Origin of the sequence: Phyllobacterium trifolii (assembly GCF_014192095.1) — a bacterium.
Classification (GTDB): domain Bacteria; phylum Pseudomonadota; class Alphaproteobacteria; order Rhizobiales; family Rhizobiaceae; genus Phyllobacterium; species Phyllobacterium trifolii.
The window spans coordinates 77,441-92,395 of sequence record NZ_JACHXN010000008.1 but is presented as its reverse complement, the minus strand read 5'-3'; the positions used below and the strand labels follow the sequence as shown (position 1 = coordinate 92,395).

Annotated in this window: 15 protein-coding genes; 9 read left to right on the top strand and 6 right to left on the bottom strand. The window is 55.1% G+C overall.

The annotated features are described in order from the left end of the window. Positions 1-5 precede the first annotated feature (5 nt). The 6 genes from FHS21_RS13905 to FHS21_RS13880 all read right to left on the bottom strand — a co-directional run bounded on the left by FHS21_RS13905 (position 6) and on the right by FHS21_RS13880 (position 5,542). Positions 6-743, bottom strand: coding sequence for a proteasome-type protease (locus FHS21_RS13905; RefSeq protein ID WP_183662343.1), 738 nt, complete (start codon positions 741-743; stop codon positions 6-8). A 30-nt stretch (positions 744-773) separates the two neighbouring features. Continuing rightward, entirely contained in the window at positions 774-1,571 is a 798-nt protein-coding gene (locus tag FHS21_RS13900) for a transglutaminase family protein (RefSeq protein WP_112528823.1), read from the bottom strand. Between the two features lie 5 nt (positions 1,572-1,576). Then, positions 1,577-2,518, bottom strand: a complete 942-nt coding sequence (locus tag FHS21_RS13895) for an alpha-E domain-containing protein (protein ID WP_112528524.1) — start codon at positions 2,516-2,518, stop codon at positions 1,577-1,579. 69 nt (positions 2,519-2,587) lie between these two features. Further along, entirely contained in the window at positions 2,588-4,000 is a 1,413-nt protein-coding gene (locus tag FHS21_RS13890; protein ID WP_183662341.1) for a circularly permuted type 2 ATP-grasp protein, read from the bottom strand. Between the two features lie 232 nt (positions 4,001-4,232). Next, positions 4,233-4,703, bottom strand: a complete 471-nt coding sequence (locus FHS21_RS13885) for a BA14K family protein (protein WP_112528520.1) — start codon at positions 4,701-4,703, stop codon at positions 4,233-4,235. A 155-nt stretch (positions 4,704-4,858) separates the two neighbouring features. After that, on the bottom strand, positions 4,859-5,542 hold the full coding sequence (locus FHS21_RS13880; RefSeq protein ID WP_112528518.1) for an HAD family hydrolase: 684 nt from the start codon (positions 5,540-5,542) through the stop codon (positions 4,859-4,861). Between the two features lie 200 nt (positions 5,543-5,742). Between FHS21_RS13880 and rpiA the strand changes: the two genes are divergently transcribed. The 9 genes from rpiA to FHS21_RS13835 all read left to right on the top strand — a co-directional run bounded on the left by rpiA (position 5,743) and on the right by FHS21_RS13835 (position 14,761). Further along, positions 5,743-6,447: a ribose-5-phosphate isomerase RpiA gene (gene rpiA, locus FHS21_RS13875; protein ID WP_112528516.1), complete on the top strand. Its 705-nt coding sequence runs from the start codon at positions 5,743-5,745 to the stop codon at positions 6,445-6,447. A gap of 105 nt (positions 6,448-6,552) precedes the next feature. Beyond that, positions 6,553-7,131 carry a DUF2059 domain-containing protein gene (locus FHS21_RS13870; protein ID WP_112528514.1) on the top strand — a complete coding sequence of 193 codons (579 nt, stop codon included), beginning with the start codon at positions 6,553-6,555 and terminating at the stop codon, positions 7,129-7,131. Between the two features lie 117 nt (positions 7,132-7,248). Further along, positions 7,249-8,643 (top strand): glutathione-disulfide reductase, encoded by a 1,395-nt coding sequence (gene gor / locus FHS21_RS13865; RefSeq protein WP_112528512.1) that lies wholly within the window; start codon positions 7,249-7,251, stop codon positions 8,641-8,643. Next, positions 8,621-9,289: a gamma-glutamylcyclotransferase family protein gene (locus FHS21_RS13860; RefSeq protein WP_158482235.1), complete on the top strand. Its 669-nt coding sequence runs from the start codon at positions 8,621-8,623 to the stop codon at positions 9,287-9,289. Before gor ends, FHS21_RS13860 begins: the two co-directional genes overlap by 23 nt. Positions 9,290-9,473: 184 nt before the next feature. Next, positions 9,474-10,853, top strand: a complete 1,380-nt coding sequence (locus FHS21_RS13855; RefSeq protein ID WP_112528508.1) for a class II 3-deoxy-7-phosphoheptulonate synthase — start codon at positions 9,474-9,476, stop codon at positions 10,851-10,853. Between the two features lie 107 nt (positions 10,854-10,960). Beyond that, the gene (nhaA, locus tag FHS21_RS13850; protein WP_112528506.1) at positions 10,961-12,136 is read left to right on the top strand and encodes a Na+/H+ antiporter NhaA; all 1,176 of its coding nucleotides are present in this window, start codon (positions 10,961-10,963) and stop codon (positions 12,134-12,136) included. Positions 12,137-12,199: 63 nt separating this feature from the next. Beyond that, positions 12,200-12,628, top strand: coding sequence for a GFA family protein (locus tag FHS21_RS13845; RefSeq protein ID WP_112528504.1), 429 nt, complete (start codon positions 12,200-12,202; stop codon positions 12,626-12,628). 52 nt (positions 12,629-12,680) lie between these two features. Further along, positions 12,681-13,031 carry a diacylglycerol kinase gene (locus tag FHS21_RS13840; protein ID WP_112528502.1) on the top strand — a complete coding sequence of 117 codons (351 nt, stop codon included), beginning with the start codon at positions 12,681-12,683 and terminating at the stop codon, positions 13,029-13,031. 53 nt (positions 13,032-13,084) lie between these two features. Then, a complete protein-coding gene (locus FHS21_RS13835) occupies positions 13,085-14,761 on the top strand; it encodes an NAD+ synthase (protein WP_112528821.1) in 1,677 nt (558 codons plus the stop codon). The last annotated feature ends 194 nt before the right edge of the window (positions 14,762-14,955 follow it).

Genomic DNA, 14,955 nt, shown 5'->3' with positions numbered 1-14,955 from the left:
CGCCACTAGTCGTTTTTGATTTCGAAAGGTGGCAGGCTTTGGAATGCAAGCTTCAAGGCCTGCGACCAGCCATCCGAAATCATTTCATAGTAAGGATCATGGCGTTCGATGCGTTTTTCGAAACCAAGCTTGAGACTGTCCGACTCGTAGAACTGCAAGTCCAGCGGCAGTCCCACTGACAAGTTGGATTTCAACGTCGAATCGAAGGAAACCAGCAACAGCTTCGTCGCTTCCTCGAAAGTCAGCGCAGGGTCGTAGGATCGCACGATAATCGGCTTTCCATACTTGTGCTCACCGATCTGGAAGAAGGGTGTGTCCGGCGTCGCCTCAATGAAATTTCCCTCAGGGTAGATCAGGAAAAGCCGTGGATCGCCGCCTTTGATCTGACCACCGAGGATGATCGAAGCGCCGAATGAATCGGCGCGTTGCCCGCCCGAATCCACCTCGTCGATGACATGTCTAATTGTATCGCCAACGAGTCTTGCCGTCTGAAACATCGATGGCATTTCGTAGATCGATGGCGACCGTTCGGATGGCTCCTTGGTGCGTTCATTCAGGATGCTGATGACGGCCTGGGTTGTTGCCAGGTTGCCAGAGGAAATCAGCGTGATAACGCGGTCGCCTGTTTTGGCCCACGTATACATTTTCTTGAACGTGGAAATATTGTCGACACCGGCATTTGTTCTCGTGTCAGACATGAACACAAGGCCGCGGTCCAGTTTGAGCCCCACGCAGTAAGTCATAGCGAATCCCGAATCCCGATAGCAGAGCGATTACTGCTCTACATTGACCTCTACGGCAAGTGATTCAATGCCCGGTCCAAAGCGTATACCGGAAACTGGGGCCGCTTCGCGGTAATCGAGGCCGCAAGCCAGACGCACATAGGTTTCATTGGGACAAATATCGTTGGCCGCGTCGAATCCCACCCAGCCCAGTCCTTCTATATGAGCCTCTGCCCACGCGTGGCTTGCCGTCTGTTCGATCGTGTTGTTCAGCATGAGGTAGCCGGACACGTAGCGGGCAGGAATATTGAGCAGGCGCGCGGTAGAAATGAAGACATGGGTATGGTCCTGGCAAACACCGCTTCCGTTGAGCAGTGCCTCCTCGGCTGTCGTGTTGATGTTGGTAGTGCCTGGTGTGTAGGCCATTTTCTGATGCAATAGTGCCATCAGTTCGTGCATGATTGCCAGTTTGTCATTCTTGGCCGGCAAGCTTGCTGCCAATTGGCGGATCGACTCACCCGGTTTGGTCAGGTCCGTTTCGCGTTCGTAGAGCCATATCGGCATGAAATTATAGACCTTGCCGAGAACGCCTGTACGATCCTCGGTTTCGACCTGGCCCTCGGCGCGTATGACGAGTTCTTCGATGTCGCGATCAAGCCGTATCAGCATGGTGCGATTGCCATAGCCGTCACGGTAGTTCGCTTCCTGTGTCGCGCCCTCTATCTTGAGTGCCCAGTCGATGACTTTCTGGCCTGGGCTGCTTTGTGGATGCATGCGCAATCGCAGCACCGAATAATGAACCGGAGTGTCGTAACGATAGCGGGAATTGTGCTGAATGTTCAAAAGCATGATCTTCAATCGAAATTGTATGCGTGAGCAATCTTGCTGCTCAAGCTGTTCGTTTGATAAATGAGATCGCTGAGGAATTCGTGTAATCCATTGTCAAAAATGGTGCGGATCTCATTGTTCTCTAGCCGTGTCATAATACCCTCGGACATGTCATGACATTCGTGCCGCTTGCCGTAGTCGAGGGCAAGGTATTTCAGATTGTCCACGATATTGGAGTAGCAGAAATTCAGGGACCGGGGCATGCGCGAATTCAAGATCAGATAATCCGCAATGTTCACGGGATTGTATTCGACATCATAAACCCAGCGATAGGAGCGGTGGGCGGAGACGGACCGCAGGATAGATTCCCATTGGAAGTTATCGAGGGTCGTCCCAACATACGAAATCGAGGGCAGCAGCACGTAATATTTGACGTCTAGAATGCGCGCTGTGTTATCCGCCCGCTCGATGAAAGTGCCAATGCGCGCAAAATTGAAAATTTCGTTGCGCAGCATCGTTCCGTGAAAAGCACCGCGGATAATCGCTGTTTCGCGCTTGATCTGATCGAGAACGCGTGGAAGGTCGGTTTCGGGGATAATGGATGCCAAAGTCGATTTAAGCACCATCCAGGTCTCGTTGACGCTTTCCCAAGCCTCACGCGTAAGCGCAGTCCGCACCATGCGTGCGTTGGATCGCGCGGTTTCAACACAAGCCATGACGCTCGAGGGATTACTCAGATCACGCAACAGGAAATCGGAGACCAGGCTGGCATTATACTCTTTGTATTTGCTGTCATAGCCGATCTTTACTCCCGCACTCATCAATACGGAGGACCATTCCTCTGGCGCGTCCGACGTTTTCGTCAGTGCCATTCGCAATCCGGCATCGATGAGTCGGGCCATATTCTCTGCCCGCTCAATATAACGGAACATCCAGTAGAGACCATTTGCGGTGCGGCCAAGAAGCATTTTTTAGTGGTATCCTTTTTGTAGTTCTGGAACCGTCTTGAGCGATTCTTATTTCCCCTCAGAACAAGTCTAGTCGTCCAGCACCCAGGTATCCTTCGTACCTCCACCTTGACTGGAATTGACCACGAGCGAGCCCTCTTTCAATGCGACACGCGTCAAACCGCCTGGTGTGATACGTATTCGGTCAGACACGAGCACGAATGGCCGCAAATCCACATGGCGTGGTGCCAAGCCTTTTTCGGTCATGATCGGTGTTGTCGAAAGCGCGAGCGTTGGTTGTGCAATGTAATTTTTCGGGTTGGCCTTTAGTTTAAGAGCGAAGGCTTCGCATTCCTTCTTGGAAGCCGCCGGACCGACCAGCATCCCGTATCCGCCGGAGCCGTGAACCTCCTTGACCACGAGATCAGAGAGGTTTTCGAGCACATATTTGAGCGTGTCCGGTTCCGAGCAGCGATGCGTGGGTACATTTTCCAAAATCGCCTTGCGTCCTGTGTAGAATTCAACGATCTCCGGCATATAGGAATAGAGCGCCTTGTCGTCGGCAATCCCGGTGCCGGGCGCGTTGGCAATAGTGATGTTCCCCGAACGATAGACGTCCATGATCCCGGCAACGCCGAGCGCTGAATCGCGGCGGAAGGTGAGGGGGTCAAGGAAGGAATCGTCAACCCGCCTGTAAAGGACATCTATGGCGCGGTTGCCTTCTGTCGTCCGCATGACGACCTTACCGTTCTCAATCTTGAGATCGCTCCCCTCGACGAGTTCGACACCCATCTGATCGGCGAGAAAAGCGTGTTCGAAGTAGGCGGAGTTGTAGATGCCTGGCGTCAGCACCGCGATGGTGGGCGTACCCTTGCAGCCGGGCGGAGCAACCGCCGCCAATGATTGCCGTAGCAGCTTGGGATATGTCTCGACGGGACGCACCTTGATCTGCTGGAACAGTTCCGGAAACAGCTGCATCATCGTTTCGCGGTTTTCCAGCATGTAGGAAACGCCCGAAGGTGTGCGCGCATTGTCTTCCAGGACGTAGAACTGGTTCTCTTCCGTCCTTACGATATCAACGCCGATGATATGCGTGTAGACGTTTCCCGGTGGTCTAAACCCGACCATCTCCGGCAAATAGGCATCATTGTGGGTGAAAAGTTCACGTGGAATGCGGCCGGCGCGGATGATCTCCTGGCGGTGATAGATATCATCAAGAAACGCGTTGAGCGCCATGACACGCTGCTCAATGCCCTGCGACAGGCGGCGCCATTCATTGCCGGTGATGATGCGGGGGATGATATCGAATGGGATGAGGCGTTCGGCGGCTTCCTCGTCGCCGTAGACTGCAAATGTAATCCCGGTCTTGCGAAAAACGTTCTCGGCATCAAGCGACTTTTGAGCCAACCGCTCGGGATTCTGCGTATCGAGCCAGCATTTTAGCTGTTCATATGGCGGGCGCACTTCTCCGCCTGTTTTGATCATCTCATCAAATGGATTCACTCAAACCCCCTTCATGTAAGCGTATTCAAGCGGGTTCAGCAAAAAATGCAAGCACATTCCATTGTTGAGGAATGACTCCGGAAGCACGGCTCAAAAATTAGGCAACTACAGAGCGTTTGAGGCACGCGCAGTACGATTTTCGTCTAATGCGTGAGCTCGCGTTTGCTATTTTCAAAAATAAAAAGAGCCCGCCTACCACTGGTAAACGGGCCTTGGAATCATGTTGTCAGGTTTAGTATGGCGATACGCATTGGCGACGGGGGCCGTTGTTGGGCTGATATGTATTGTCATAGGCCCTGTACGACCGATAGCGGTTGTAGCACCACTGTGTATGCGCACTGCCGGTGCGATAGACCGGACGAGGCGCAATGGCGCTACCCACTATAACACCGGTACCAAAGGCGGCCAGTGGGAACCAGCCTCCGTTATAATATCGATAGCCCGGACGATAGTAATTGTATCCGCGGTGTCCTCTGTACCAATACCGGTCGCCGCCATAGTAGCGGCCGCCGCGATAGTAACGACCCCCACGATAGTAGCGATTGCCGTTCCAGTTTCGGCCGCCGCGATAGTGCCGCCGGTATTGAACTTGCTCGATGTTGGCGCTCGTGGTTTCGATACTCAACGGCGCAAGCGGCGCCGAAAAGGCGGGCATCGGACCGACCGAAGTCAGCCCCGCCGACATCGCAAGTGCGGCAAGCATTGAAGTTAGTTTCCTCAATTTTTCCTCCTGAAATCCCGGGACTGCGCCCGTTTTCACTGTAAGAGCAAAAAAACCTCGGATGGAAGGCTAATCCTCAGCCCAACATCTGCAGCTGGTTAACGTTCGGATAAAAAAATCGTTCCAATTCAGACGGTTCAAGCGTTAACTGCACCTATCAAATCGTCTGCGAGCTTTACCTTCAACTCACGATAGTGTGAGATGACCCGGCTCGGCTCATAGGTTGCAACCGGTAGATCCGAGTAGCCGAAATCCACCGCGATTACAGGAATTCCCGCCGCCTTTGCCGTGTTGATATCCGTTTGGCTGTCACCGATCATCACGGCGCGCTCGGGATCGCCGCCAGCCTTGCGGATGGTTTCAACCAGATGGCGCGGGTCAGGCTTTCGGAAGGCGAAAGTATCGGAACCGCAAATCGCACTGAATCGCGATGATTGACCAAGACCGGCCAGGAGGTTGACGGACAGGCCTTCAAACTTGTTGGTGCACACCGCCAGCAGATAGCCGGCGCTCGACAAGTCGTCCATTGCCTGTTCGGCGCCTTCATAAAGCGCGGAGTGGCCGGGCATGTTGGCACCGTAATGTTCGATGAAGATACCGACCAGCCAGTCAAGTTGTTCTGGGCTCAGCAGCTTTTGCTGTGCTTCGAATGCTCGTTCAATCATCACGCGTCCGCCTTGTCCGACATAACGGCGCAGCGTGACCGGATCGACCTTTTGCAGGCCTGTTTCTCCAAGGCAATGGTTGAGACTATCGAGCAGGTCGGGGGCGGTATCCACCAGAGTTCCGTCAAGATCAAATACGACAATGGGTTTTGACATTTATGTTCCTGTGGCATCCGTAGCCGATGGCGAAAACAGCAGCAGAATTGCTGGTTTCGTGAGGTGACCTTCCCACACTGAAGTATAAGGTGGGTTCAAAATCAAGCTACGAGCCTTGACCCGGTCGCCTGACGTGGTAGGGAGCAGCCAGTGTCGACTCAAAGAAACGGCAAGTCAAAGCTACAAGAGGGCGCACCACCATGGATGCCAAATCGCTGAAGATCAAAGCGGCTGCGGAGGCCCTGACCTATGTCAAGGATGGCATGCGCCTTGGAATAGGGACAGGCTCGACCGCCGAGGAATTCGTGCGGCTCTTGGCCGACAAGGTCGCGTCTGGAATGAACGTCATTGGCGTACCCACATCGGAACGCACTGCGGCTCTCTGCCGCGAACTCGGTGTCAAGCTCAGCACCCTGGAAGAAACGCCGCAGCTTGATCTTACGATCGACGGCGCCGACGAGGTCGACCCTGACCTCACATTGATCAAGGGCGGCGGCGGCGCCTTGCTGCGGGAAAAGATCGTCGCGGCCGCTTCGAGCGAAATGATCGTAATTGCAGACGAATCGAAGCTGGTGAATATGCTGGGCGCCTTTCCCTTGCCCATCGAAGTCAATCGTTTTGGGCTTGCAGCCACGAAATTCGCCATCGAGCAGGCCGCTGGCAAGCTTGGACTTGCAGGTCCTGTTACATTGAGGATGACGGGAGACGAAGCATTTGTTACAGACGGCGGGCATTTGATCCTGGATGCATCTTTTGGCCGCATTCCGGATACAAGAGCTTTATCGAACGCTCTGCACGCCATACCCGGCGTGGTGGAGCATGGACTTTTTCTGGGGCTGGCGCGCGTGGCCATTTTGGCCGGTGCTGACGGTGTCAGAACACTGCGGAGCAGGGCGTCTGTTTAGAGGCACTTGAAGCAGACGCACTTGGAATCCTGCGCAAAGCCTTCTGAAAATCGAGGATGATTTTTGGGTTATGCGCGACAACGTCGAAAATGGAGCGATAAATTCATGAACCGAGCAACTGGCTTCCGCCGCTTGATTGCACCTTTGGCCGTCGTAATTATGCTTGGCGGTTTCAGCGCCGCTCAGGCGCAGGATACGAGCGCCAACAATAACATCACCCCGTCGCATCTGGCTGCCGCCCGGGCTGCTATTTCGGCAATCAAGGCAACGGACCAATTCGACTCGATCCTGCCTGGCGTTGCGCAGCAGCTGAAGGGTGAGCTGATCCAGAAGGATCCAAACCTTGAGTCTATCATCGGCGCAGCCGTTGACGAACAGGCCCTGGCGCTTGCGGCACGTCGTGCGGATCTCGAGAATGAAGCTGCCCGCGCCTATGCGGTGTCATTCAGTGAAGAAGAACTGAATGCGATCACCGGCTTTTACAATTCCGAGGCTGGTAAGAAGCTGATATCCGAAGGTCCGATCGTTACGCGTGAAGTAATGAAGGCCGCCGGCATCTGGCAGCGTGGCATCGCACGCGATCTTGCCCAGGCTGTTGCTGAGAAGGTCGTTGCGGCAGCGGCTGCAACCGCGCCTGCCCAAGCGCCAGCGACTCCTGCACCAGCTCAACCAAAGCAGCCGTAAGGGGCGGGTTGAATTGAATATTATACAAAGCCCGGCCGTTAGCCGGGCTTTGTTCTTTTAAGTGGCCAAGATACAACCCATATAAGCGCTGCTCATCAGATTCGGAGTTTTTGCACCATGCCAAGCTATGATTATGACCTTTTCATCATTGGGGGAGGGTCGGGCGGTGTGCGCGCCGGAAGGCTTACCGGCGCCATGGGCAAAAAAGTCGGGCTCGCCGAAGAATACCGCATGGGCGGTACCTGCGTCATCCGTGGCTGCGTGCCGAAAAAGCTTTTTGTCTACGCGTCGCAGTTTTCCGAACATTTCGAGGCTGCGGCCGGTTATGGCTGGAGCGTTGGAGAAACCAGGTTCGATTGGCCGACGCTGGTTGCGAACAAGGATCGGGAGATCGGGCGGCTGGAGGGCCTGTACCGGCAGGGGCTCGACAATTCGGACGTCGAGATTTTCGACAGCCGCGCGGTGCTTGTCGACGATCACACCATCGAAATCCTCAAGACCGGTCAGCGGGTGACGGCTGACCAGATACTCATCGCAACCGGTGGGCATCCAAACCCGCATCCGGCTTTACCGGGACACGAATTGTGCATCAGCTCCAATGAGACATTCCACCTCGAACAATTGCCGAAGGCCATTGTTATCGAGGGCGGCGGCTACATCGCAGTTGAATTCGCCAATATCTTCCATGGTCTTGGTGTCGATACGACGCTGATCTACCGCGGCAAGGAAATCCTGTCGCGCTTTGACCACGATCTGCGGCAATTACTGCACGCGGCTATGGTTGCCAAAGGTATCCATGTCCGTTGCGTGGAGGTCATCGAGGAAGTGAAACGCCAGCATGATGGCAGGCTCGCTGTCCGCCTTTATTCGGGTGATGAACTTGTTGCGGATCAGGTCATGCTGGCCATTGGCCGGGCACCAAACACGAAATCGCTGGGCCTGGAAGAGGCAGGTGTCGAACTCGACGAACTTGGCGCAATCAAGGTCGACGAGTACTCGCGTACGAGCAAGGCGAACATCTGGGCTGTAGGCGACGTGACCAATCGTGTTCAACTAACGCCGGTCGCCATTCACGAGGCCATGTGTTTTATCGAGACGGTGTTTAAAAACAATCCGACCAAACCTGACCACCGCCAGATCGCGACAGCGGTTTTCTCTCAACCCGAAATCGGTACCGTGGGATTGACCGAAGAAGAGGCAGCCAAGGAGTTCAGGGAGATCGAGGTGTACCGTGCTCTTTTCCGCCCGATGCGCAATACGCTATCCGGCGCCAAGGACAAAATGTTGACCAAGCTGATTGTCGATGCAGGCAGCAGGAAGGTTATCGGTGCGCATATCTTGGGGCCCGATGCGGGTGAAATGGCTCAACTTTTGGCCATTCCGATCAAAGCCGGCTGCTCCAAGGATGATTTCGACCGCACAATGGCAGTACATCCTACAGCTTCAGAAGAGCTAGTGACCATGTATAAACCCAGCTATAGATTGGTGAATGGCGAACGTATTGATGGGTGAAATTGAAGTCTTGGCGAAGAGCGGCAAACTTGTCGCTTATTTCGGTTATGGCTCGCTGGTAAACCGCCATACGTTGCGAACCAATATCGTTCACGCCATGCCCGCAAAACTTCAAGGCTGGCGGAGATTGTGGCGCGCAAGTCCTCGCGAAGCCGGACTTCACGCAGCTCTATTGTCTGTTCGTCGCGACGAAAATTCCAGCGTGGATGGTCTACTGGTTTTCGATTATCTGGAAAACCTTGCAGCCGTCGATTTGCGCGAGGAAAATTACGACCGCCGCAGCGTCCTGCCCGAACAAATCGAGACTGTAATGCCTTTTCCCGATGGCATCCCAATCTTCGTCTATGAGGCGCACCAATATGTACCAGTTCATCCGCAACCGCCGATGATCCTGCAATCCTATCTGGATGCGGTCATGCAGGGTTTTCTGGTCGAGCACGGTGAGGAAGGACTTCGTCGTTTCGTTCTCAAAACGGAATATTTCAACACACCGATTTATAGGGACCGCCCGTCGCCGGCCTATCCGCGCGCCGTCAAGCTCAGCGACAAAGAAATCGACATGTTTGATAGGCTGCTCGAGGAAATCGGTGCGAACTTTGCCGATCCTCAGGACATCGATGAAGCGGCTGCCGCTGACGTAAAGTAAGTCTCGCTGCTCATTTATAATGTCCAAATTAATCCGCCTGCGGCGCCATAGTGAGATCAGCCCCGCTAGCCGCCAACAGGACTGGTATATCCCACATAATTGGACTATATGAGCGCCTTCCGGTCTGGACCGGATAGTCTCAAACAATCGCTACCAATGTGGAAAGCAAGTAACAGGTGCAATAATGACCAAGAACTGGACACCGACTTCCTGGAGAGGCAAACCTATCAAGCAGGTGCCTTATTATCCGGACGCTCAGGCCGTGAGCGATGTCGAGGCCCGTCTTCGGACTTATCCGCCGTTGGTTTTTGCAGGTGAAGCACGCAAACTCAAGAAGCAGCTTGCGGCTGTTTCCAGGGGTGAAAGCTTCCTGTTGCAGGGCGGCGATTGCGCCGAAAGCTTTGCCGAGCATGGTGCGGATAATATTAGAGATTTCTTCCGCGTCTTCCTTCAGATGGCCGTCGTGCTGACCTTTGGTGCTTCTCAGCCCATCGTCAAGGTGGGCCGTATCGCTGGTCAGTTCGCCAAGCCTCGTACCTCCGACACCGAAACCAAAAACGGCATCGAGCTCCCGATCTATCGCGGCGATATTATCAATGGTACCGAGTTCACCGAACAGTCGCGCACGCCGGATCCGGCTCGCCAGGAAATGGCTTACCGCCAATCCGCCGCGACGCTTAATCTGCTGCGCGCTTTCGCCCAGGGTGGTTATGCCAATCTGGAGAACGTCAATCAGTGGATGATGGGTTTCGTTGCTGACAGCCCGCAAGGCGAGCGCTATGGCCAGCTGGCACGTCGCATCTCCGAGACAGTCGACTTCATGCGCGCTGTTGGCATTACCGCGGAAACGAATGCTCAGTTGCGCGAGACGGACTTCTACACCAGTCACGAAGCGCTGCTTCTTGGCTATGAGGAAGCACTGACCCGCGTCGATTCGACGTCGGGCGACTGGTACGCGACGTCCGGCCATATGATCTGGGTTGGTGACCGCACGCGTCAGGCGGATCATGCCCATGTGGAATACTGCCGTGGCATCAAAAACCCGCTTGGTCTGAAATGCGGTCCGTCACTGGAAGCTGATGATCTCCTGCGACTGATCGATCTGCTCAATCCTGCAAATGAGCCGGGCCGCCTGACATTGATCGCCCGCTTCGGTCACGACAAGGTTGCCGATCACCTGCCGAAGCTCATTCGTGCGGTGCGACAAGAGGGTCGTGAGGTCGTGTGGTCCTGTGATCCCATGCATGGCAACACCATCACTGCCAATGGCTACAAAACACGGCCATTCGACCGTATTCTGAAGGAAGTCGAGACCTTCTTTGGAGTGCATCATGCGGAAGGAACTTATCCGGGCGGTATCCACATCGAGATGACCGGCAATAACGTCACGGAATGCACCGGCGGTGCGCGGGCGGTTCTGGCGGAAGATCTGCAGGATCGCTACCACACCCATTGCGACCCGCGCCTCAATGCCGATCAGGCGCTGGAGTTGGCGTTTCTGGTTGCGGAACTTCTGAAGAAAGAGCGCGACAGCCATCCACAGAAAATGGCAGTCAACGGTTAATCTTCAGGTATTCGTGAAATAGAAGGCGGTCTTTTGGGCCGCCTTCTATTTCAGTAATCAAAACGTTTGGGCTGGAGTTTTGCCGTTCGAGATTCTATCAAGGTCTCATGGATCCAAAACCCGTCCGCCGAATCCGCCTGTCAGCATCCTTCCGTTCGTTCATTGAGAGTGAGGCCTCCGGCGGCATCATTTTGATGGCGGTCGCGGCGCTGGCACTGATTGTTGCCAACTCTCCCTTCAGCGAAGATTATTTCGGTCTGCTGAAGACTTATGTTGGCGGCCTGAGTCTCCTTCATTGGGTGAACGATGCGCTTATGGCCGTGTTTTTCCTGCTGGTTGGTCTTGAAATAAAACGCGAGGTGATCAGCGGTCAATTGTCGAGCTGGTCGCGGCGCGCACTGCCGGGGTTTGCCGCTGTCGGTGGTATGGTCGTTCCCGCCCTGATCTTTCTTGCCTTTAATGAGGGTGAGACAGTTCGCGGTTGGGCCATCCCGACCGCTACCGATATCGCCTTTTCGCTGGGCGTTCTGTCGTTGCTCGGGTCGCGTGTTCCGTTGCCAGTGAAGGTGTTTCTGACGGCCCTTGCTATCATCGATGATCTAGGTGCAGTCATCATCATTGCCTTGTTTTATTCGGAGGGATTGAACATCCCAGCGTTAGCCGGTGTCGCCGCCGTGTTCACAATACTTATGCTGATGAACATCATGGGTATCGTTAGGCTTTGGGCTTATCTCGTTCTCGGGGTGATACTCTGGATCCTCGTCTTCAAATCGGGGATCCATGCGACGATTGCCGGTGTGCTGCTGGCCCTGGCGATCCCGATGGTCGGCGCGAAGGGCGAGGCCGATTCGCCGCTGGTCGAACTCGAGCACGCTATTCAGCCGTGGGTTGGCTTTCTGATCGTGCCAATCTTCGGTTTCGCCAACGCCGGCGTTTCCTTTAGCGGCGTGTCGTTGTCGAACCTCGCCGATCCGGTTCCGCTCGGCGTGGCAGCTGGTCTGTTTGTCGGCAAGCAGATCGGCGTGTTCTCCTTTGCCTGGCTGGCGATCAAGCTTCGTCTGGCCGAACGGCCTGTCGGCACGAGCTGGCTGCAAATGTATGGTGTGGCTACGCTTTGTGGGATCGGCTTCACGATGAGCCTGTTCATCGGCCTGCTCGCCTTTGCGAATTCCCCATTGTTGCAGGATGAGACCAAGCTCGGCGTTCTGCTCGGCTCGTTGCTGTCAGCGGTCTTCGGGGCTTTCCTGCTCAGTCTGTCTTCGAAGCGTCCGGCAAAGACGTGAATGCGAAAGGCGGTGCCTGTGGCATCGCTTATGTTTTGTTCTCGACAATAACGGGGTGAGAGCATGATGGAGTTGCATCGGGGTTCATGCCTGTGCGGCAGAGTACATTTCGAAACGCGCGGCAAGCTGCGGGGTGTCGTCTACTGCCATTGCTCGCAATGCCGCAAACAGTCGGGCCATTTTTACGCTGCGACGAATGTGCAGGACGATTCGATCGACATTTCCGGCGAAGAAAATATCAGCTGGTATGAGGCAAGTGAATTTGCCCGTCGTGGCTTTTGCAAGAATTGCGGCTCAGTGCTCTTCTGGAAGCACAATGATCTCGATTATATTTCCGTCATGGCAGGATCATTCGATCAACCGTCCGGCCTGCATGGAGAAAGTCATATCTTTGTCGAGGACAAGGGCGACTACTATCAGATTGACGATGACCTGCCCAAGTACGCAAGGAGTGGCGGCGGAGTCGTGGTAGCGTCCGACGGACAGGATTGACGCGAGCCGAACTCTCCTTATACCTGCCGTAGCTATTAGTTTGAGGGGCGGCATGCAGCGTCTGGTACTCGCATTCATAAATTCCATGCGTGCGCTGAAGCATCTGGCGCAGCACGAGAAGGCCGTTCAGCAGGAACTCACGCTGTTCATCCTCGCCATCCCCGTTGCGGCATTCATCGCGCCGACCGGTCTGTCGTTTCTGCTCCTTACGGGATCAGTACTGTTTCTGATCATGATCGAAGTACTCAATACCGGCATCGAGGCCGCCTGTGATGCGGTTTCACTGGATTTTCATCGCGAGATCCAGATCGCCAAGGATTGCGGATCGCTTGCGGTGCTGATCTCGGTTATCCTCGTCGCTACCGTCTGGGTCTATACCGTGTGGAGCGTGTTTTTTTCCTGACCGCTGCTTGATCAAACATTGTTTTTCCACCAACGAAACGATATATGTTCATTATGAGCAAAAATACCGACATTCTCCGTATCGCCATCGCTCAGCTCAATCCAGTGCTGGGCGATATCAGGGGCAATCTGGCAAAGGCACGCGAGGCTCGAGCTGACGCTGCACGTCAAGGCGCCGATCTGGTCCTCTACACCGAGCTTTTCATTTCCGGTTATCCGCCGGAGGATCTGGTGTTGAAACGCGCCTTTATCGAGGCTTGCGAGAAGGCAGTCCAGGAGTTCGCTTTAGACACCGCCGATGGCGGACCTGGCGTAGTTATCGGCACGCCCCTGAAGCGTGAGTCCGGCCTGCACAACTCGGTCATGGTGCTGGATGGTGGCAAGGTGATTGCGGAACGTTTCAAGGTCGATCTGCCCAATTATGGCGAGTTCGACGAAAAGCGTGTGTTCCAGTCTGGTCCGATGCCCGGCCCGGTCAATTTTCGCGGCGTTCGCATCGGTATTCCGATCTGCGAGGATATCTGGGGCGACCTCGGTGTCTGCGAGACATTGGCGGAGAGCGGCGCGGAAATTCTCTGCGTGCCGAACGGCTCTCCCTATTATCGCGGCAAGGTCGATGTGCGTTATCAGGTGGCGCTTCGGCAGGTGATTGAAACAGGGTTGCCATTGATTTTCGCCAATCAGCTTGGCGGACAGGACGACCTGATTTTCGACGGCGCTTCCTTCGCGTTCAATGCGAATAAGAACCTCGCCTTCCAGATGTCGCAGTTTGAGGAGCAACTGATCGTCACGACATGGCGACGCGGCGCAGATGGCTGGACCTGTACTGAAGGCCCGATGTCGCGGATCCCGGAAGGGGAGGAAGCGAACTACCGCGCCTGCATGCTCGGCCTGCGCGACTACGTCAACAAGAACGGCTTCAAGGACGTTGTACTCGGTCTGTCAGGTGGCATCGACTCGGCGATCTGCGCCGCGCTCGCGGTGGACGCATTGGGGGAGGAACGCCTGCGCGCAGTCATGATGCCCTACACTTATACGTCGAAGGACTCGCTGAAGGACGCCGAGGACTGCGCCAAGATGCTTGGCTGCCGCTATGATATCGTCCCGATCTTTGAACCGGTCGAGGGCTTCCTCAAGGCGCTTGCGCCCACCTTCGAGGGTACCAAGGAGGGCATAACCGAGGAGAACCTGCAGAGCCGTGCCCGCGGTACCATCCTTATGGCGATTTCCAACAAGTTCGGTTCCATGGTCGTCACCACGGGCAACAAGTCGGAAATGTCGGTCGGCTATGCCACGCTCTATGGCGACATGAATGGCGGCTATAATCCGATCAAGGATCTCTACAAGATGCAGGTTTACGCCATGTCCGAATGGCGCAACAAAAACGTCCCTGCGGGCGGCCTAGGTCCGTCTGGCGAAGTTATTCCGGTGAATATCATCAGCAAGGCGCCCTCGGCAGAGCTGCGGGAAAACCAGACCGACCAGGATTCGCTGCCGCCTTATCCGGTCCTCGATGATATCCTCGAATGCTTGGTCGAACACGAGATGGGCGTCGATGAAATCGTCGAACGCGGTCATGACCGTGCGACGGTCGAGCGTATCGAACACCTGCTCTACATCGCCGAATATAAGCGCCGCCAGTCAGCGCCGGGTGTCAAGGTGACGAAGAAGAATTTCGGGCGCGATCGGCGCTATCCCATCACCAATCGGTTCCGGGATCGATCGCAATAACTGTTGCAATCTGGCCGCACCTGATTCTCGAAAACCGACCGCTGAAAAAAGGCACTTGGCGGCGCAAAACGATTCACCTATAAGCCGACCTCCGGCAATAACGACCGGGAGGTTCTCGAATGGCACCCATGTTTATGTCCCCGCGGGGCGGCGCTCGTTCCTGACACGTGATGACGAAAGGCCTTCTTGCCTTT